Raw genomic sequence first — 18,550 nt, 5'->3', positions numbered from 1 at the left:
GGCTTACTATGAGGCTGTCCGGACTGCCCTCGGGGCTGTGGCACGCATTTGGCCGTTTGTGCCGCCGCCATGACCAAGGTGGCGCGCTCGTGATAACGGCGTTGGCGATGCCCGCAATCATCGGCGGGTTGGCGCTGGCGATCGACACCGGCTATCTCTACATGATGCAGCGGCGCGTTCAGCAGCAGGCTGACGCCGCGGCTCTCGGTGCAGCGCTGGCGAAAAGCAAGGGCGGCGACAGCGCGCTCGAGACGCTGACCGCCGTGGCCACCCGCGACGCCCAGCGCAATGGCTATGCCGCGGTCGCCCCCAACACGATCACGATAAACGTGCCGCCGCGCGCCGGATCACATACCGGCGACACGACGGCCGTCGAGGTCATTGTCCAGGTCAAGGCCAACACCTTCTTCAGCGCCTTGTTCGGCCTGGGCTCGACAAGCCTTTCCGGCCGCTCCGTGGCGGGCTTCGGCGGCGAGGGCAGCCACGGCGGCGGGGGCTGCGTGCTGGCGCTGTCTGCAACCTCATCCCAAGCACTGCGCTTTCAGGGATCGGGCACCATCCAGGCCCCGAATTGCACGGTGCTGTCCAATTCCAACGCAGCCGATGCCGTCTATGTCGGCGGCAGCGAGACCCTCAAGGCGCTGAGCGTCTACACCGCCGGCCAGATGCAGCTGGGGCCCTCCGCCCGGGTCGAGCTGACCAATGGTGCCGACGTCAGCCAGCCGCCTGCCACGGACCCCTACCGCGACCTGACTGTGCCGGCGACGAGCGGATGCACGTACAGCAACTACTCGGTCAGCACAAACAAGAACGACAGCGCGCCGCCCGCGGCTTACCCCGGCACCTACTGCAATGGCCTGTCGGTCGGCGGGTCGGGAACGCTGAAGCTGAACAAGGGCACCTATGTCATCAAGGGCGGTGATTTCAAGGTCAGCGGCTCGGCCCAGATCCGCTGCGGCAACTGCACAGCCACGACGGACGGCATCACCATCATTCTGACCGCTGGTGCGGATGGCAGTATCGGCAGCGTATCGATCGGGGGCAGCACCGACGTGCAGTTCCCCGCCCCGTCCGGTGCCGAGGCCGGCATCTGGCGCGGCGTCGCGATCTACCAGGACCGCGATGCGGTGCTGGGCAATGCGGCCTCCCTGGCCGGCTCCGCCGCGTTGAAGATCAGCGGCGCGATCTATCTGCCGTCGGCCCTGATCAACTACGCCGGAACCACCGACCTGCCCGCCGGCAAGTCGTGCGTGCAGATCATCGGCCATGTCGTCGAGGTCCAGGGCAATTCGCGCCTCTCGCTGCTCGATTGTCCAACGATGGGCGTGCGGGCGATCGAAGCGACCGGCGGCACCCTGGTGATGCTGGAGTAGGACCGGCCGTCGGCCGGTCGACGGCGCCGCTCGTATCGAGGTCCGCGATCGTGTAAGGACCACCGGCATGCGGTCGCGCCTTGCCATCCCCCTCGTCGCCTGCGCCGGACTGGCGCTGGCGCGCGCCCCGGTGCCGGCCACGGCACAAGACTCGAGCCCCTCATCCTGGGCCGTGACCGGCGTCAGCGCCGGCCGGACGCTGAACCTGCGCGCGCAGCCCTCGCCGTCGAGCGAGTCGGTGGGCGCCGTGCCGCGCGATGCCCGCGGGCTGGCCAACCTCGGCTGCCGCGAGCTGCCCGATCAGCCGGCGGCGCTGAAGCGCTGGTGCCGCGTGCGCTACAAGAACGCCGAGGGCTGGGTGGCACGCCGGTTTCTGAAGGAGGATGTCGACCCGTCGACCACGGCCGCACCGAAATCCGCCGCGCCTGAAGCCGCCACGCCGCCCGCTCCGGCCCCTGACGCCGGCGCCATGGCCTTCACCTGCGCCGCCGCCGGCGCCGTCGCCGTGATGGTCGACAAGGACGGCACCGTCACGCACCAGGCCTATCCGGCCCGCGCGGCGATGCAGCTGACGATCAGCGTCAAGCCGGCGGCGGCGCAATCTGCCGGCCCGGTCGCCCCGGCCACGATCTGGCAGATGCTCGACCAGCAGGGCGAGCGCTTCGAGGGCACCATCGCCTGGGGCAAGACGGTGGATGCCCGCGAAGGCCACTGGCGGCTGGACCTCCAGAGCAAGACCTTGCGCATGGTCCAGCCGCAGGACGGGGTCGCCGCCCGCTTCTTCCGCTTCGACTGCGAGTGACCCAGATCCGAAGGACCTCATGGTCGGGCCGCGGCGCACCAGCGCCGCATCCGGCGCGCGGCGCCGGACTCATGAGCGGCGCTGGAGCGCCGCGGCCCGACCACGTGTCAGCCCGGCCAGCATCTCGCGAAAGCCGGTGCGGCAGGTGAAGCCCAGCCGCCGCGCCGCGTGCGACGGATCATAGACCCGGTCGATGCTGTCGAACATCGTCCAGCCCAGCCGGGCGTAGATCGCCGGGTAGTCGGGGAAATAGCGCGCGACCACGCGCGGCGCGTCGTTGATCAGCGCCTCGCAGTCATCCGGCACGAAGGGCGGCGGCGCGGAGATGATGAAGACGTCGAAGCCGATCGCCGGCGCGCGGTCCAGCGCCATGACATGCGCCCGGGCGGCGTCATCGACCGTGAGCCGCCGGTAGAGCAGCTCGTTGGCCTTGGTGTTGGCGTCCGACTGGCGGATGACATGCGCCATGTCATCGGCCTCCGGGAAGAACCGCCCGGTGCGCAGCACCACCATCGGCAGGCCGTGCTGCTCGTGGTACAGCCGGCAGAGATGCTCGGCCGAGAGCTTGCTGACACCGTAGATGTTGCGCGGCGCCGGCTGCATGGCCTCGGTGAGCCATTCGGCCCGGCGCGCGCCGCCCTCGCGGCCGGCCCGGATGCGGCGCGAGATCATCAGCGACGTCGTCGATGTGAAGACGAAGCGCTCGACACCCTGCGCCACCGCCTCCGCCAGCAGGTTCAGCGTGCCGCTGACATTGACGGCGATGAAGTCGTCGGGCGCATGGCGCTCGACATGCGGCTTGTGCAGGGCGCCGCCATGGATGATGGCCTGGACGCGGCCATCGGCGATCACGGCGCGCACGAGAGCCCGATCGGCGACCGAGCCGACAATCGTCGTATGCGCCGACGGCACCGGATCGAAGCCGATCACCTCATGCCCCTGCGCCTGCAGAAGCGGCGCCAGCGCCCGGCCCAGCCACCCCGAAGACCCTGTCAACAACACACGCATGCCGCACACCCGCTCGCCGGTGGGCCGGCATTGTGGCCAACCGGTTCCACGATGCGAACGTATAAATTATACGCGCCGGGAGCGCGCCGCCGGTATCAGGTCCGGATCTGATGCTTCATCAGCTCCCGGCCGAGCTGGCCGGTGAGGAACATGAAGCACATCTTGTAGTCGCTGATCAGCGACCAGAACGGATAGGTGAAGGTCGCCGGCCGGTTCTTCTCGATGAAGAAGTGCCCGATCCAGGCCGCGCCATAGCCGGCCAGCGGCACCGCGACCAGCCACCACCAGCTCTGGGTGGCGATGGCCCACACAAGCACGACCATCGACAGGATCGTGCCGACATAATGCACCGCCCGCGTCGCCGGCTTGGCATGCTCACGCAGATAGAACGGCCAGAATTCGGTATAGGTCGTGCAGGTCTTTGCCATCTCAGCGGCCTCCAGCGGCCGCACGATAGCACAAGGTGGGCGTCGGGGCCGATGTGGCTCAGTGCGGCGTGGTCCCCAGGGTCTGCAGCGCGGCAGTCACGCAGAACATGGCCATCACCGAAAGCGAGATCTGCCAGAAGCGCCAGCGCCGCGGCGACTGCTGGACGGCCATGCCCATGATCAGCGCCGGCACGAAGCCGGCCACGGTGAACTGCGCCAGCGCCCGCGCCGTGGCGTAGCCGAGCTCGTAGGACGTCGCATCCACCGGCAGCGCACGCAGGGCCAGCAGCAGCATGACCGACGTCGCGACGATATAGACCAGGCCGCCCGAGGCGAACGCCTTGGCGAAGGGATGGGCGGTGGCCACGGCGCTGGACGGGTACGACGCTTGCTGAGGTTGGGATACGACGCTCATGGCAGGTTCCGAAATGAGTATGTGCTCTTTTTATATGAGCGAATACTCACTGTCAACAGCCAATCCACTCTTGAATCAGGCCCGGCGGGCGCTATGTTGCGGCAGCGAGGTTGACGCATCCGGTCCGCGGGAAGGGCAGCGCCCACAACCAGCAGCGACGATTACGTCTTAATCCCTTTTGGTCTGTCATGCGGACACAGGCACCAGCAAAGGGGATCGCCATGACCGACGCAGCTTTGCGCGGCGACGACCAGCGTTTCAATCTCCAGCAGCAGAAGACCCGCGCCAAGGAGCTGCGGCAGGCAATAGCGCGGTGCGCGCCCGAGGCCGTCGAGCGTGTCAGGCGGCACCACCCCGCCGCGCGCGACGTCATGCCGGCCGACATGCCGCACGCAGCACCTGGGCAGGCTCAGCGACGCGCAGCTGGTCATCGCCCGCGAGCTGGGGCTGGCGAGCTGGCCGCAGCTCAAGGTCCATGTCGAGCGCCTGGAGCGTGCCCGACGCGACATTGCCGGCCGGGCGCCCGCCCCTGACGCCGGACAGCCGACGATGCATCTGCGCTGCGGCTCGGATATCGGCGAAGGCCTGGCGCAGGCCGGCTTCACCGGCCGCTTCGTCGAGTTCAGCGATCCCTATTGCCAGGGGCCCGTGCCCCGCGACGGTGACCTGGCCGCCATCCGCAGCCGCTTCATCGCGGCGGCCTACGACACGACGCCGGAGGCGGCCGCGGCCAGGCTGGCGGCCCAGGACGCGGCGCTGTCACGGCTGGCCGCGGGCACGCAGCGCATCGTGCTGTGGTTCGAGCACGACAGCTACGACCAGCTCGTGCTGGCCCGCGTGCTGGCCGCGCTCCAGGCGGCGACGCGCCCGCCGCCGCTGGACCTGATCTGCGCCGACCGCTTCCCGATGACGCATCGCTATGTCGGGCTGGGGCAGCTGTCACCGGCGGCCTTGCGCTCGCTGTGGGAGACCCGCCGCCCGGTGACCGCGGCGCAGCTGCGGCTGGGCCATGCCGTCTGGACGGCCCTGCGCGAGCCCGCCCCCATGGCGCTGCATGCCGTCGCCGCCTCGGGCACGCCCGAGCTGCCGGCCATGGCCGGGGCGCTGACGCGGCACCTGCAGGAGCTGCCCTGGACGCAGGACGGGTTGAGCCTGACGCAGCGCCTGATCCTGGCCCAGCTCCAGGATGGTCCGGGCACGGTGTCGGCGCTGTTCCACGCCACCCAGGCGCGCGAGCCCCTGCCCTTCCTCGGCGATCTGATGTTCCGCGCCATCCTGCGCGACATGGCCGAAGCCGGCGCGCCGCCTGTGGCGCTCGATGACGCCACGGCCCGGCAACCCTGGCCGCAGCAGGCCTACCGGCTGACGGAGATCGGCGCCGCCCTGCTGGCGGGCCGATCCGACGGCACGCAGCTGCGCCTGCCCGGGCGCTGGGTCGGCGGCGTGCGCATCGCCGCCGATGCGCCGGGATGGCGCTGGTCGGCCGGACAGGGCCGGCCGGTGCGCTCAGAACGCCGCCAGGCGCGCGACGGCGGCGCCGAAGAAGGCCTGGGGGTGTGAGGGTGGATCGCCGCTGCGGCGCTCGATCCCGGACACGCACTGGCTGACCCTGGCGGCGATCGCCTGCCAGGGCGCGCCCTGCTGCAGCACATCGAGAAAGCAGCGATCATAGTAGGTGTAGCGTTCGCTGGCGCTGCAGCCGAAGGACGGCAGGTCGGCGCGCGCGGCGGCGAGCACGATGCGGTTGGGCCGGCGCAGGGTGGCATCGTCGGTGTAGACGCCGGAGAAGCAGCCCGAGGCGATGGCCACGGTCGGCAGCGCGCCGCAGGCGCGCTCGAGCAGGCGGTCGAGGTCGCCGGGCCGGATCACGATGCGCGAGCGCGCCAGCACCAGCCCGCCCCGCGGATAGCCATGGGCGGTGATGAAGACGAAGCAGCCGGTGGCCGCCGTCCCGGCCAGGCGGTGCACCTGCCGCTCGACATTGGCGCGGTTGGCCACGCCCTCTCCCGGCGGCGCGTCGCTCTTGAGCACGGCGATGTCCTGCGCCGCCACGCCGAACGCCGCCAGGCGCTGCTGCAGGGTGTCGACGGCGTTGCTGAACACCGGCTGCGCATCGTCGCCGCCGATCAGCAGCGCCTTCCAGGAGAGGACCGGCGCCGCCGCCGGGGACGCCGATGGCGCCTGCTGCTGCACGCAGGCCGAGGTGAGCACCAGCAGCGCCCCGGCAAGGCAGCGTGCGACGAGCGATGGCATCATGATCCGGCCCTTGCGGCAATCCTTGCCGCCGACTTTAGAGCGCGGTGCGATGAAATACGATCACGTTGGCCGCGCCGCGATCGCGGGCGCTCGCGCCAGCGCGCCGCCGCCGGCCGAGACGGCCAGCCGCACCAGGTTGGCCTGGGTGGTGGTTTCGGTCTTGGCCATGGCGCGCGCCAGCAGCGTGCGCACGGTGTTATAGCTGACGTTCATGGCCGGACCGATATCGGGCGCGCGCACGCCCGAGGCCAGCAAGGTGACGACGCGCGCCTCGGCGCCCGTCAGCTCGAGAAGCTTCGCGACGGTTTCGGCCTTGATCGTCCGCTCGCCATCCGAAGCCATGATGAGCACGATCGCCATCGTGCCGGCGGCGTCGGGCATCATCGACGATGGCCGCAGGCCGGCGACGAGAAGGCCATAGGGCCGCTTCGCGGAGCGGCGGCGCACCGCCAGGACGTCACCGGCGCCCGATGGCATGGCATCGCCGACAAGGATCGACTGCAGGGCGGCCTGCACGAGGCGGTCGTCGGTGCCGGAAGCGGCGCGCAGATGGCCGTCGCGGTCCTGGCTCAACCCGTCGCCTTCGCGCAGGATCCGCTGCGCCTGGGCGTTGGCGAGACGGATCCGCCGGTCGCTTCCCACCAGCACCACGCCCGTATCCAGACGATCGAAGCAGGCTTGCGCCGCCTGCCACTGCATGTCGGCACCGGCAAGCTGGCGATTGACCTGCAGCGCCCGCTGCAGATGTGGCGCAAGACGCTGCAGGAAGGCCACGGAAGCCTTGTGCTCGGCTTCATCGCGCTCGGGAACCAGCACGCCGGCGGTGATGTAGCGTGTGCGGTCCTGCAACAGGGTCACGCCGATGGCGCTGCCAAGCCCCTGCGGCCGCAGGAAATCGTTGTACCACTCGGTCTTGCGGAGGTCGGCGCGGGCCAGGAAGAACTCGGCCGGCTCGGCCCGGCCTGCCGGCCGCCGCGCCACCCGCGCCAGCCAGGGGTTTCGGCTGGCGTAGTGCCGATCGTAGGCCGCGACCCAACGCGGGTCCCAGTTGGCATGCCAGGAGCAGGTCCCGACACCCTGGACCGGGTCGTGCACCACCATGAAGCTCTGGCCGCCGATCGACGCTGCCAGCCGGCTCAGCGCCCGGCTCCACTGCGACGGATCGGCTGCCGCCTCATAGATGCTCTCGACGATCAAGAAGTGGGATGTATCGGACATAGGTGATGCTACCGCGCAAGGGCGAGAGCGTGACGCGCTCCGTTCCGGTCGCGTATCCGGTCACGGCTGTCCTCCCGCAGGCGACGGCCACCTTAGGGGGGCAAAACCAGCTCGAATGTGACGAGTATCACATTGCGTAGTTTTCTTATGGCGTGCCGGAATTTCTTTGCGGTTATAATAATGGTCGGGGATGGGCATCCGCGCAAAATATGATCTGAGTCGCCGAAGCGTGCCGCCGATGTCCCACTCGACACGGACTCGGAGAGATTCAATGCCATCAGATTCCAAATGGAGTGAGGAAAAGATCATCGATGCCCAACGCATGGTTGAGAATGCTCGCGACATCGGAGATTTGCTTCCGCCAAGTCTCGCTCATGCTGCCGACGCGTTTCGGGGGAGCGCACCCGCCCTCGACGCTGCCGGACCTCTCAACCTGCCTGACCTCGATCAACAGCGGGATGTCGTCCGGTCGGCCGATGTGATCCGGGTCACCGGCAAGGAACGGGTGATGGAGGTCTTCGAGGATGCGGCTCAACACTATTCCGTCAGCGGCTATGCTGAGCGCATGGAAGACAGCCTGGGCCTGATCTATCTCGGCCTTGACGGAAGCGACAAGCGGTATGGCGAGCAGGCGTGGAAATCCAATGCGGCCATCTCGGCCGTCGCGGCCGAGGAGGCGTTCCGCCTTGCATTCGACAAGACAAGAAATGCGATAGATCAGCAGGGCATCGCGCCAGGCGACGCGGAGAAATTGTCTGTGAGGGTGCTGGCAGCGCTTTGCACACACTGGTTCGGCCTGCCGGATGGCGTGCACATGATGGAAGGTGGGTTCGGCCTCGACACCGCACATCCGCCGAAATGTCCGGGAGATTTCGCCTTCCTGTCGCACTCCATAACGGAGCTTTCGCCGGATGCGAAGCGAGCCTGGTCAGGCATGGTGAAGGGCCATCTTCTGCGGCTGTCCGTGCGGCAGTTCGTGACCGGGCATCACCGAGACGGGACGACGCCGGACGGCACCTTGACACGAGCCCTCTTCAAGGCCTTCCCGGGCCAGGCCGACCTGCTCGCCCGCACCATCGTTGGCGTGATGATGGGCATGCTGCCCACGGTGCAGCTCAATCTACTTGCCGTCTTGGAGATTTGGAAACGGACCAACAGGTACGACGCCCTTGCCGCCGCGTTCGCGGCGCATCCGTCGGAAGATCTGTACAAGAAAGCGTGTGCCGTTCTTGAGGAGCCGCTGATGCAGGCGATGCAGATGCGGCCTACGCCCGGAAGCGTCTGGCGCACGGCCGCGGCGGATCACCTGCTCAACGGGGAGAAGGTGTCCAAGGGCGACAGGATCCATGTCAGCATCGAGTCGGCCACCCAGGAAGATCTGCGCAAAGGTGTCACCGACGTCACGCCGATCTTTGGCGGCAGCCGCGGAAGAGAGCCTCATCCGACGCACGCATGTCCCGGCTACCGGATGGGCATGGGCATTCTGCTCGGGATCATCGCTGGCGCAATGACTTCCCCAGCGCCGGTGACGTCCGCGGCCCCGGTCGCCCCCGGCACAGCCTGAGCCTGACAGAGGCGGTGCAGCCGGGCCGTCTCGGCCAGATGCCAGGCCATGCCCATCCCCCGGAACGCGTGTCCCGCCTGCTCGAGCAGCACGATGGCCGCGGTGAGGTCACCCTGGCCGAGCTTGATCTCGGCATCGCAGAGCTGAGTGGCAGCCATCTCGTGGGAGGAGTCCCGCGCCGATGCCGCCCTCCTTGCGAGCTCGATATAGTACGCCGGTGGCCGACGGGCCTGACCGGCTGCCGAGGCGCGTGCCATGGCGCGATATGCCATGGCTTCGCCCAATCTATCGTGCCCACGGCTGCGCATCAGCGTCCGGGCCACATATGCTCGCCCTTCCGCCCATCGTCCGCTCGCGGCCATGCCGTCGGCCAGCCAGCCATAGTTGAGCGAGATGAACAGGCTGCGGCCACGCGCCCGGTGCCAGGACGTCGCGTCCACGATGGTCTGCAGCGCCGCTGCCGAGCGCTGCATCATCCATGATGCATATCCACCCAGCGACAGGCTTTGCGCATACAGGTAGCGACTCCTGACACGCTCGGCGACCCGCAGCGCATCCACGGCGGTTCGCCAGGCCTCGTCCCAGCAGCCCTGCCAAAGGTATACACCGCTGCGCCAGCACAGCACCGAGCCCTCGACTTCATGACCGGTGCCGCGCACCGCTGCAAGCGCGTCGTCGAAGCAGACTTGCGCCTGCTCGAACTCGCCGCGGTCGCCATGAACCGCCGCCTTGCAGGCCAATGCATAGGCGAAGCCCACTGCTGGCCGGCTCCCTTTCTGGCGCTGGCTCTTCGCCCTGATCGAGCTGTCAAGCAGCGCAAGCGACTTGCCGTAGTCACAGGTGGCCGCGCACGCTTCTCCCAGCGTGGCCTCGACCTGCGCCACCAGCCGCGCGTCGTTGGCCCGCCGCGCATAGGCGAGCGCTGACGCCAGATAGCGCGTCGCGACACGGCCTTCACCGAGAGCATAAGTCAGATATCCGAGCCAGTATTCGGTGCGAGCGATCGCCGGCGCATCGCCACGGCTCGTGGCCAGCGTAACCGCACGCCGCAGGATTTCAACCTGCTCCCGCGACGGGTCGAACACGGCGGCGAAAGCCAGGCGCTGCACGATCCCGATCCAGCGCTCATATGTCTCATGCGAAGACTCGAGCAGGTCAAGCGCGGCCAGCGCCGCCTGATACTGGACCTGAGCGCGGTCCAGGGCGGACGTGGCCACTGCCTTGTCGCCCGCCAGCTCCGCGTACCTGGCTGCTTCACGCGCCTGACGTGCCGCGCCGTAGTGGCAGGCAAGCGCCTCGTAGAACTCCTCCTCGCCACCCGATGCGCCCTGTTCCCGCAGCACCTCGGCGATCTGCCGATGCAGCGCCATGCGCTGGCTGAGCCCGACGGCGTCATAGATCACGTCGCGCGCGATGCCGTGCTTGAAGCGCAGTGTTCCGGCGCTCTCCCCCATGAAGAGCAGATCCTGCTTCATCAGCGCCAGGACGAGCGGATGATGCACGTTGCAGCCACTGAGCCTCTCCAGCAGCCAAACCGGGATCACGTTGCCGATGACGGCCGCCATGCGAACCAGCTGGGCCTGGTCCGCTGGCAGCCGTTCGACACGCGCCTCAATGAGCTTGTCGAGCCAGGCGGCGCCAGCCTGGGCATGGCCGATGCGGCGCGCCGTGCTCTGGTGCGCCACCGAGTGGCATAGCTCCTCCAGGAACAGCGGGTTGCCGCCCGAGTAGTCGCGGATATCCTGGACCACGAAGGGATCCATGCCCGGCAGGAGCTGGCTGATGGTTTGTTCCGCCTCCGTCTCCGTGAGCGGCCTTAGTCCCAGGACATCCAGATCGCTCATCGCCAGATCGCCGGGCGCGAAGTCGCGGCTTGCGATCAGGACCAGGATCGGCCCGCGCCCGATGTTCCGGATTCGCCCGAGCGTCTGGCGTGTCGCATCGTCGGCCCATTGCCAGTCATCGATGAAGATCACCAGCGGCTTCACGGCAGCCAGGGCGCCGAAGATGGCGCACGTGGCTTCGATGACGGTTTCCGGCGCGGTCTGCCTGGCCGCCCCGTCGAGCGGCACGGCCGAGCCCAGCGACAGGGCCCGGAGCAGAACCGGGCGATACGCGAGCAGATCAGGATCGATGTCCGACAGCGTGCGATCGAGCCGCTCGGCGGCCGTCGCGGCGCTGATGCCATGGTGCATCTGGCAGAGCGACCACAGCATCTGGATGAAGGGCTGCAGCGGTTCGGCGCTCAGGTAGCTCTCGCAATAGCCTCGCAGGATCTGGCATCTGGCGTCGGCGGCGCGGTGCAGGAACTCCTCTGCCAGGCGGGTCTTCCCTAAGCCAGCCGCTCCAGCGATTGCGATGTAGCCGGACCTGCCTGCAATCGCATCCGCCAGGCCGCGCTCGAGCGAGCGTAGTTCCGTCTCACGCCCGACGAACGACGTGAGACCCCGCTTGGCCCGGGCTTCGAAGCGCGTGCTGACGGAAGCGCGCGCGAGCACCGGGTAGACCGCCACCGGCTCAGCAACGCCCCGCAGCGTCAGGATGCGGCGGACGCCAGCCTCGAAGAAATGGGCATCCGCGCTCAGGGTTTCCTCGCCGACAATGATCTCGTCATGCGTCGCGACGGCGGACAGCCGTGCGGCAACGTTGATGGCGCTGCCGGTCAGGTCCAGACGGCCGCGAACGGTGTCGCCCTCCTCGACGAGCACGAGGCCCGCGTGCACGCCCGTATGCAGGCCGAGGGACGTCGACGGCACCGATGATTGGAAGCGCCGAACCGTGTCATGCAGATCGAGCGCCGCTTCCGTGGCGCGCCGGCCGTCATCCTCGTGGGCATCCGGATAGCCGAAGATCGCCAGCACGCCATCGCCCTGCACGCGGGCAATGACGCCGCCGTGCTTCGAGATGACATCCTGATAGGCCCACCTGAGCCTGCCGAGGAGATCGGAATACTCCTCCGCCTCCATGGCAGCGGCGAGCCTGGTGGAGTCCGAAAGGTCGGCGAAGAGCATTGCAATGTAGCGTCGCAACGGCTTGCCACGCTGCACCGTTCCATGTGGGGACAGGCGGTTCATCGCCTCTTCCGTCGCCCGCCTAGAGCTTCTTGAGATACTCGAGCAGCTGCCGCTTCTTGTGGTCCGGCAGGTCGGTTCCGTAGTCGTGGCCGCACCGGCTGTTCCCGGAGCTCGGCTCACGGCAATCGGTCGTCGTCAATACTGCATCGGATTGCCTCTGCTCCCGGGCAAGTCCGATCCGCTCGATATCGTAGGCCGGGCCGACCTTGAACGATGCGGGCCGATCCTCCGGCCTTTTCAGGAGGTCGTCCAAGGTCGGCACTGACCCGTTGTGCAGGTAGGGTGCCGCCGCCCAGATACCCTCGAGGACTCGCGCCTCGTAGCCTGGCTTCGCATTCCGGGGCACATGCCCTTCCGCCCGGGCCGCATCGCCACCGGAAGGTGGGCCGGACGGCGCCCCCTGCGCTTGGCGCTGAAACGCGGTCAGCGTACCTGCCATGGAGACCGAGAGAATCCCTAGCGCCAGGTCCTCGTGCTTCAAAGGCCCCTTGAAGACCTGGAGCGTTGGCACCGTCGCACCCTCGAGCACGCCGGCAAATGCCGTTCGCTGGAGGGTGTGAAGCTGCCGGGCGTCTGTCCTGATCTCCGCCGCCGGGATGATGCGCGTCTTCCAGGTGTCGAGGCCGCCGCGCGGCGTGCCCGTCTCCTTGCCGTGGCAGCTCTGACAATGGTCGGCGAACACCCGCTTGCCCTGCTCTGCGAGCGCCTCATCGAGGCTCCACGGCCAGCGCGGCGCGCCGATCGATCGCGTGAGCTCCTCGAGCCTGAGAAGCCCCTTGAAGTTCGCCGAGTTCTTCCTGAGGTAGTCGAACCCGAGCAGATCGTCGGCAGGGTCCTTCTCCGGATGGAAGCGCGCGAAGACTCCAAAGACCTGCCCAAGATTGCGCGCCAATGCCGTCATCGGATCGCCGTTGTCGGCGAATCCGGCCCATTGCGTGAAATCCTGCCTGGCGGCATTCCACAGGAACGGTGAACGCACGGGCGCATCGGCCCTCCGTATGTTCCTGGCGATCACATGGTGCGGCGGCGGCCCCAGACCGAGCCCGGTGAGGCGATTGAAGATCATTGCGACCGCATCCAGGCGACCCGGCCCCCAGGGCGCATCGCTCGGCACCCCGCTCATCCAGAGCGCGTAGCGATGATGCCAGGCCTCCAGCGCCTGGCGCAGCGCCGCTTCTTCGTCCGCCTTGGGGGCGCCCCCCAGCACGCTCGCCGCGAAGTCGGCGAACACCGTGGCGTCAACCAGGACAGCGTTCACCGCGAACTGAAGATCCACCAGCAAGCTCTGGAAATCGGCGAGGGCCGGCCCCCCGTCGATGCGGTACGACCTGCCGCCGACCTCGATCTGGCGCGTGTGGCAGGCGGCGCACGTCATGCCGAAGGTTTCCGCGCCAGGCTTGCCGGCCACCGTAAAGCCTATCGGCAATCCGGCCTTGCTCGCGGGATTGGGCAGGTAGCCGTGGCGCGCCAGGCCGTCGGACAGGAATGGCTCGCCGTTCAGCCGCTTCAGCGCCCTGATCCAGGCCAGCGGCATGATCTCCGATCCCTGATCCAGGCTGTAGAACTCGTCGCGGTTGGCGGCGGTCCACGAATCTTCCTGAAAGACGGCGATCGGCTGCTGCTGTGCGTTTGCTCCCCCGGTCGCCGGCGCGACCAATCCCACTGACGCTGCGAGCGCAATGCCAATGCGCATCACCCCCAGGCTACCCATCCTTGAAAGCTCCCCCAAGCTCTCAGTGAGATGGAAGACGTATCATACAACCTACGGACGATCCATGCATTCTTTGTGAAATTTTAGCCTCGATTGCAGCTGATAATTGTGTGATCTAGGCTTTGATCCAACACGCTTGGGGACCAGCCGTCACATGGAGACGCATGCTCGCCTGCTTCGGGTCATTGCGCTGTTCGAAGACCTGTCCAAAGAGGAGCTCGCGCATCTCGCCAGGCTGTGCTCCATCAGTCGTTACGACAAGCATGTCCAGATCATCGGCCAGGAAGACCGCACGGATGATGTGTTCTTCGTTCTGGAGGGTTCCGTCAGGATCAGCAGCTATTCGCCGTCGGGCCGGGAGATCACCTACAACGACGTCGGCCTTGGCGGCCTCTTCGGAGAGTTCGCCGCGGTCGATGGGCTGCCGCGCTCTTCTTCCGTCGTGACGCTGTCGACCTGCGTGGTGGCGCGGATGACGGCGCCGGAGTTCACAGCGCTGCTCCAGAGCAATGGCCGCGTGGCTTTCCGCCTCCTGGAGGTCCTGGTGGCCAAGCTGCGGGCCATGTCCGAACGGGTGTTCGACGTCAGCGCGCTGGGCTTGCGCGAGCGGGTGCGAAAGGAGCTCCTGCAGCTGGCCACCGGCGGTGCGTCGACGCGCGGCGGCCTCCTGATCAAGCCGGCGCCGACGCACTATGAGATCGCCTCCCGCATCGGCTCGCACCGGGAAGCAGTCAGCCGCGAGTTCAGCAGGCTGGAGAGTGAAGGCATCGTCGAGGTCCGGCGGCGGGAGATCCGGATCCTCGACCTGGTGCGGCTCGAGCGCCTCGGCGACTGACAAAAAGGCGGGCCCCGAAGGGCCCGCGAGCGACGCCGAGAGAGAGAACATGAAAGAAAATCAGCGTCGATCCGGCGAAGCGGCGGCACCGTTACCGGAGCATACTGATGGACCGCCGCTTTCGGATTGCGTCAGAACGTGAGCGCGGTCCCGAAGACAATGCCCCATGTATCGGCCTTCTCGCTCTTCGACTGGCCCGAGCCCATGTAATAGAAGGCGCCGCCGGTGAGCTTGATACCCTGGGAGAGCGCGTAGTTGGCCCCGACCTCCAAATAGTCCAGCTTGTCCTTGCCGCTCACGTTCTGGCTGCTGGGCGTGAGCGTGCGGTCATCGTTTCGGCCGCCCCACCACCCGGCCGAAAGCTGCCACGGCCCGGTCTCGTACATCAGCGAGGCGGTGTACCAGCGCACCGCGTTGGCGCCCTTCATGCCCATGTTGTCGCGGCCCAGGCCGCCGCCGAGCGTGAAGCCGGCGAAGCCGAGCTGGGCGCCCGCTGCCCAGGTCTTGTAGCGGCCGAAGATGGACGGCGCCGGGGCGTTGCCAGCGCCGGCAGGCCCCCGGTCGAAGCCGGCCGTGGCGTAGCCGCCATAAAGCGCCACGGAGACATCGCCGAACTTGTTGAGGTAGTTGGCGCCGATATCGATTCCGTTGTGCCATAGATTGTTGTTTCGTGGGCAATTGTTGAAATTCCCGCCGCCGAACCGGAACTGGCATGTCGCTGTCGATCCGGTCGCCGAAAAGGCCGGTGTATAGGAGACGCCGACCTGGAGACCGGCCATCCTCGGCGTGAAATACGTGAGCTTGTTCGCGTCGGCACTGAAGCCGACGTTCTGGGACGCCCCGGTGCCGAGGATCGTGAAGCCGCGTCCGGCGCCGTTGCTGGCCTGGAAGTTGTTGCCCCAGAGCCAGAAGTTGTGATCGTTGAATCCCCACCCGATCAGAGCGGATGGGGACGAGTACACCATCTTGAATGAGGCTGCGTCCGTGCTGCCGAATTCGACGCGTCCCCAGTCGCCGAACGCAAAGAGGTAGCCCTCGTCGATCTGTTGCGACGTGCCGGTGGGGTTTGTCGCCGAGACGCCAGTGCTTTGCGACCAGGCTTCCAGCTCGACACGAATCCCCATCGACGTGCCGTTGTCGAGCTTCGTCGTGCCGGTGAACCAGATCTCGCCTTCGTACTTGAAGTTCTCGGGGCGGTAGCTCTGGCCCACGCCCGTGGGAGAGACATCGCGACCGACCTGGCCAATGATGATCATCGCCTGGAAATAGCCGCGTACCTCGAGCTTGATCGGATCTGCGGCCTGGACGGGTGCCGTCAACAGGCCGCACGCCGCGAGCGCGGTTGTTCCCAGCAGTGCACGTTTCATGCTTCTCCCCCGACTCTTGTGTCGACGCGGGGAGCCTAGCGACACGGCGTGTCCCAAGTGTTTCCCGGTCGTAACGAAACATTTCGTTACAAACGCGACACGCGGCGGTTACCGCCGATGTCCATCTCCGGAAGCGTTCGATGAGTACGAAGGAGATGACAATGAGAACCCGTGTCGCGATCGTCGTCGCTGCCGTGATGGGCGCGCTGCTGACGGCCCCGGCCCAGGCGCAAACCCAGGCGCGGACCTCCCCCGGGCCTGCCGCTTCGTTGCCGGCATGCCAGCACCACGAGACAAAGTCGACGGACTGCCACATCCACGACCGCAAGACTTACCTCGACATGTCGGCGGACCGGCCGGATCCGCGCACCCAGCCGCATGCCGCCGAGGAGTTCCGCGAGCACGATCGCCGCGAGTTCCTCGAGCAGACTCAGTGAGGCAGCACGAGCTCGGCTCGTAGCCCGCCCTCGGGGCGATTGCGCAGGAGCACGTCCCCGCCATGGGCGCGCGCCGCCGTGCGGGCCACCGTCAGGCCGAGCCCGACCCCGCTCCCCTCCTGGGCCGGCGCATTGCCGAGCCGCCTGAACGGCTCGAACACGTCGTCCAGGTGGGCGGGCGGGATGCCGGGGCCGTCATCGTCGATGATGACGGCCACCTGCCCGCCGCGGTCCTCGATGGACACGCGCACGCGCCCGCCGTGCTTCACGCCGTTGGCCACCAGGTTGCCGATGGCCCGTTTCAGCATCAGGCGCCGCACCGACACGACCATCGGATCGGCGCGCGCCAGGCTCACGTCGTGGCCGCGATCCGCCAGGTCATCGCAGATCGTGGCGCACAAGCTGGTGAGGTCGGTCGACCGCAGCCCCTCGGTCTCGGCCTCGCCGCGCAGGAAGGCGAGCACCGCATCGACCATCGCGTCCATTTCCGTGAGGTCGGCGGTGATGCTGGCCCGCGCGTCCTGGTCATCGAGCATTTCGGCGCGGAAGCGCAGACGCGTGAGCGGTGTGCGCAGGTCGTGCGACACCGCCGCCAGGGTCCGCGCCCGGTCCTCCACCAGGCGCGTGATGCGCCGGCGCATGTCGTTGAATGCCACGGCCGCATCGCGCACCTCCCTGGGCCCACGCTCGAGAATGGGAGGGCCGGCGGGATCGGTGCCCAGCCGCCGGGCTGCTTGCGCCACCACGCGCAGCGGCGCCGTCACGCTGCGGACGACGATCACCGACCCGACGAGAACCGCAAACGCCATGACGGTCGTTGACAGCAGGATCCCGTACCACGCTGCCGATGGGCCGTCCGGATCGGCCACGGAGAAGTTTATCCAGGACGCGTCCGCCAGCCGGACCGACACGCCGATCGCGTGCTTGGTAGGACCAATATCGCGCTCGTGCGAGATCGAGATCCGCAGGCCGTCGGCCGCGATCTCCGGAACAAGCTCGATCAGATGCGCCTTGAGCGCGATCGATGCCGGATCCCGCGGGTGCGTGTCGGCGATCAGGCTCATGGGTCCCCAATGCGTCTCGATGGCGCCGCCCGAGAGGCTGTGCGCCAGCCGGTCCCGCGCCGCGACCGGCTCGGCATGGATGGCGCGCTTGATCGCGATCAGCCGCTCCGCCAGCTGGCGCTCGTTGGTGTAGCCGATCTCGGCGCGCGACCCGGCGTCGTAGAGCCACAGGCTGAAGGCATGGAAGGCCCCGAGCGCGATCAGCAGGACCGCGATCGTCCGGCCAGCCAGGGTATCGGGCACCAGCGTCATAGCTTGTGCACCGCCGAGACGAACATGTAGCCAACGCCGCGCACCGTCTTGATCATGGGCTGGCCGCCCTCGCCCTCGATCTTGCGCCGCAGGCGGCTGACCTGAACGTCGACGCTGCGGTCGAAGCCAGCCGCCACCCGGTTGCGCGCCAGGTCCAGCAGCCGGTCGCGCGACAGCACCCGCTGCGGATGCTCGACGAACGCAACCAGCAGGTCGTGCTCGCCGCTCGTGAGGTCGACCACCGCGCCCGACGGTGACAGGAGCTCGCGCCGTGTCAGATCCAACGTCCAGCCACTGAAGCCCAGGCGCGACGTGAAGATGCCGGCCTGCGGCCGGGTGCCGTCACGCCGGCGCAGGACTGCCTTGGTCCGCGCCAGCAGCTCGCGCGGGCTGAACGGCTTGGACAGGTAGTCGTCGGCGCCGATCTCGAGGCCGACGATCCGATCGGTCTCGTCGCCCTTGGCCGTGAGCATGATGATCGGAATCGTGGATCGCTGGCGGATCTCGCGGCACAGATCGAGCCCCGAGACGCCCGGCAGCATGATGTCGAGCACGATCAGGTCGAACTCGGTTTCGGCCAGCGCCTCGCGCATCTCCCGCGCATCGCGCGCGCCACGCGACTGGATCCCGTTGCCGGTCAGGTAGCGCACGACCAGCTGCCGCGTCGGCGGGTCGTCGTCGACGACCAGCACGCGTGGCGCGGCGGGTTCCAGCCCGTCCGCGGCTGTAGTCGGCTTGTCCAGCAT

The 18,550-nt window shown here is 67.9% G+C and carries 16 protein-coding genes; 6 read left to right on the top strand and 10 right to left on the bottom strand.

The annotated features are described in order from the left end of the window. Window positions 1–8: 8 nt before the first annotated feature. Entirely contained in the window at window positions 9–1,373 is a 1,365-nt protein-coding gene (locus FHP25_RS05280; RefSeq protein WP_147845853.1) for a pilus assembly protein TadG-related protein, read from the top strand. Between the two features lie 67 nt (window positions 1,374–1,440). Next, window positions 1,441–2,175, top strand: a complete 735-nt coding sequence (locus FHP25_RS05275) for an SH3 domain-containing protein (RefSeq protein WP_147845852.1) — start codon at window positions 1,441–1,443, stop codon at window positions 2,173–2,175. A gap of 69 nt (window positions 2,176–2,244) precedes the next feature. Here FHP25_RS05275 and FHP25_RS05270 read toward each other — a convergent pair whose 3' ends face one another. From FHP25_RS05270 to FHP25_RS05260, 3 genes are all read right to left on the bottom strand, one after another. Next, entirely contained in the window at window positions 2,245–3,183 is a 939-nt protein-coding gene (locus FHP25_RS05270) for an NAD-dependent epimerase/dehydratase family protein (protein ID WP_147845851.1), read from the bottom strand. Window positions 3,184–3,278: 95 nt separating this feature from the next. After that, the gene (locus FHP25_RS05265) at window positions 3,279–3,611 is read right to left on the bottom strand and encodes a DUF962 domain-containing protein (RefSeq protein WP_147845850.1); all 333 of its coding nucleotides are present in this window, start codon (window positions 3,609–3,611) and stop codon (window positions 3,279–3,281) included. Window positions 3,612–3,669: 58 nt separating this feature from the next. After that, window positions 3,670–4,026, bottom strand: coding sequence for a hypothetical protein (locus tag FHP25_RS05260; protein WP_147845849.1), 357 nt, complete (start codon window positions 4,024–4,026; stop codon window positions 3,670–3,672). 336 nt (window positions 4,027–4,362) lie between these two features. Here FHP25_RS05260 and FHP25_RS05255 point away from each other — a divergent pair, with 336 nt between their 5' ends. Next, the gene (locus FHP25_RS05255) at window positions 4,363–5,586 is read left to right on the top strand and encodes a DUF1835 domain-containing protein (RefSeq protein ID WP_147845848.1); all 1,224 of its coding nucleotides are present in this window, start codon (window positions 4,363–4,365) and stop codon (window positions 5,584–5,586) included. On the opposite strand, the gene FHP25_RS05250 is transcribed toward FHP25_RS05255, so the two are convergent. Together FHP25_RS05250 and FHP25_RS05245 are read right to left on the bottom strand one after the other, a co-directional pair. Next, on the bottom strand, window positions 5,533–6,282 hold the full coding sequence (locus FHP25_RS05250) for a C13 family peptidase (protein ID WP_147845847.1): 750 nt from the start codon (window positions 6,280–6,282) through the stop codon (window positions 5,533–5,535). The two genes, FHP25_RS05255 and FHP25_RS05250, sit on opposite strands and share 54 nt — an antisense overlap. A 60-nt stretch (window positions 6,283–6,342) precedes the next feature. Beyond that, window positions 6,343–7,500 (bottom strand): helix-turn-helix transcriptional regulator, encoded by a 1,158-nt coding sequence (locus FHP25_RS05245; RefSeq protein WP_147845846.1) that lies wholly within the window; start codon window positions 7,498–7,500, stop codon window positions 6,343–6,345. A 271-nt stretch (window positions 7,501–7,771) separates the two neighbouring features. Between FHP25_RS05245 and FHP25_RS05240 the strand changes: the two genes are divergently transcribed. Then, a complete protein-coding gene (locus FHP25_RS05240) occupies window positions 7,772–9,064 on the top strand; it encodes a hypothetical protein (protein ID WP_147845845.1) in 1,293 nt (430 codons plus the stop codon). Here FHP25_RS05240 and FHP25_RS05235 read toward each other — a convergent pair. Continuing rightward, a complete protein-coding gene (locus FHP25_RS05235; RefSeq protein WP_147845844.1) occupies window positions 8,962–12,138 on the bottom strand; it encodes an ATP-binding protein in 3,177 nt (1,058 codons plus the stop codon). The two genes, FHP25_RS05240 and FHP25_RS05235, sit on opposite strands and share 103 nt — an antisense overlap. 19 nt (window positions 12,139–12,157) lie before the next feature. Beyond that, window positions 12,158–13,849 (bottom strand): c-type cytochrome, encoded by a 1,692-nt coding sequence (locus tag FHP25_RS05230; RefSeq protein WP_218578192.1) that lies wholly within the window; start codon window positions 13,847–13,849, stop codon window positions 12,158–12,160. A gap of 154 nt (window positions 13,850–14,003) precedes the next feature. On the opposite strand from FHP25_RS05230, the gene FHP25_RS05225 reads away from it, so the two are divergent. Continuing rightward, window positions 14,004–14,684 (top strand): Crp/Fnr family transcriptional regulator, encoded by a 681-nt coding sequence (locus FHP25_RS05225; RefSeq protein WP_147845843.1) that lies wholly within the window; start codon window positions 14,004–14,006, stop codon window positions 14,682–14,684. Window positions 14,685–14,815: 131 nt separating this feature from the next. Here FHP25_RS05225 and FHP25_RS05220 read toward each other — a convergent pair whose 3' ends face one another. Next, window positions 14,816–16,051 carry a porin gene (locus tag FHP25_RS05220; RefSeq protein ID WP_147845842.1) on the bottom strand — a complete coding sequence of 412 codons (1,236 nt, stop codon included), beginning with the start codon at window positions 16,049–16,051 and terminating at the stop codon, window positions 14,816–14,818. A gap of 161 nt (window positions 16,052–16,212) precedes the next feature. Between FHP25_RS05220 and FHP25_RS05215 the strand changes: the two genes are divergently transcribed. After that, window positions 16,213–16,488 carry a hypothetical protein gene (locus FHP25_RS05215; RefSeq protein ID WP_147845841.1) on the top strand — a complete coding sequence of 92 codons (276 nt, stop codon included), beginning with the start codon at window positions 16,213–16,215 and terminating at the stop codon, window positions 16,486–16,488. Here FHP25_RS05215 and FHP25_RS05210 read toward each other — a convergent pair. Together FHP25_RS05210 and FHP25_RS05205 are read right to left on the bottom strand one after the other, a co-directional pair. Further along, window positions 16,482–17,804 carry an ATP-binding protein gene (locus tag FHP25_RS05210; protein ID WP_147845840.1) on the bottom strand — a complete coding sequence of 441 codons (1,323 nt, stop codon included), beginning with the start codon at window positions 17,802–17,804 and terminating at the stop codon, window positions 16,482–16,484. The genes FHP25_RS05215 and FHP25_RS05210 overlap by 7 nt on opposite strands. Then, entirely contained in the window at window positions 17,801–18,550 is a 750-nt protein-coding gene (locus tag FHP25_RS05205) for a response regulator (RefSeq protein WP_147845839.1), read from the bottom strand. The genes FHP25_RS05210 and FHP25_RS05205 overlap by 4 nt, the downstream gene beginning before the upstream one ends.

This window comes from Vineibacter terrae (assembly GCF_008039615.1).
In the GTDB taxonomy this organism is placed as follows: domain Bacteria; phylum Pseudomonadota; class Alphaproteobacteria; order Reyranellales; family Reyranellaceae; genus Vineibacter; species Vineibacter terrae.
Note: the sequence above shows the minus strand (reverse complement) of the source record. Positions and strands in the feature narration are given on the sequence as shown.

Coding starts and splice junctions, on each gene's coding strand:
- FHP25_RS05250 (WP_147845847.1), bottom strand. CDS start 6,282: ATGATGCCATCGCTCGTCGCACGCTGCCTTGCCGGGGCGCTGCTGGTG.
- FHP25_RS05235 (WP_147845844.1), bottom strand. CDS start 12,138: ATGAACCGCCTGTCCCCACATGGAACGGTGCAGCGTGGCAAGCCGTTG.
- FHP25_RS05245 (WP_147845846.1), bottom strand. CDS start 7,500: ATGTCCGATACATCCCACTTCTTGATCGTCGAGAGCATCTATGAGGCG.
- FHP25_RS05225 (WP_147845843.1), top strand. CDS start 14,004: ATGGAGACGCATGCTCGCCTGCTTCGGGTCATTGCGCTGTTCGAAGAC.
- FHP25_RS05260 (WP_147845849.1), bottom strand. CDS start 4,026: ATGAGCGTCGTATCCCAACCTCAGCAAGCGTCGTACCCGTCCAGCGCC.
- FHP25_RS05210 (WP_147845840.1), bottom strand. CDS start 17,804: ATGACGCTGGTGCCCGATACCCTGGCTGGCCGGACGATCGCGGTCCTG.
- FHP25_RS05220 (WP_147845842.1), bottom strand. CDS start 16,051: ATGAAACGTGCACTGCTGGGAACAACCGCGCTCGCGGCGTGCGGCCTG.
- FHP25_RS05270 (WP_147845851.1), bottom strand. CDS start 3,183: ATGCGTGTGTTGTTGACAGGGTCTTCGGGGTGGCTGGGCCGGGCGCTG.
- FHP25_RS05240 (WP_147845845.1), top strand. CDS start 7,772: ATGCCATCAGATTCCAAATGGAGTGAGGAAAAGATCATCGATGCCCAA.
- FHP25_RS05275 (WP_147845852.1), top strand. CDS start 1,441: ATGCGGTCGCGCCTTGCCATCCCCCTCGTCGCCTGCGCCGGACTGGCG.
- FHP25_RS05215 (WP_147845841.1), top strand. CDS start 16,213: ATGAGAACCCGTGTCGCGATCGTCGTCGCTGCCGTGATGGGCGCGCTG.
- FHP25_RS05280 (WP_147845853.1), top strand. CDS start 9: ATGAGGCTGTCCGGACTGCCCTCGGGGCTGTGGCACGCATTTGGCCGT.
- FHP25_RS05205 (WP_147845839.1), bottom strand. CDS start 18,550: ATGCTGGACAAGCCGACTACAGCCGCGGACGGGCTGGAACCCGCCGCG.
- FHP25_RS05230 (WP_218578192.1), bottom strand. CDS start 13,849: ATGGGTAGCCTGGGGGTGATGCGCATTGGCATTGCGCTCGCAGCGTCA.
- FHP25_RS05265 (WP_147845850.1), bottom strand. CDS start 3,611: ATGGCAAAGACCTGCACGACCTATACCGAATTCTGGCCGTTCTATCTG.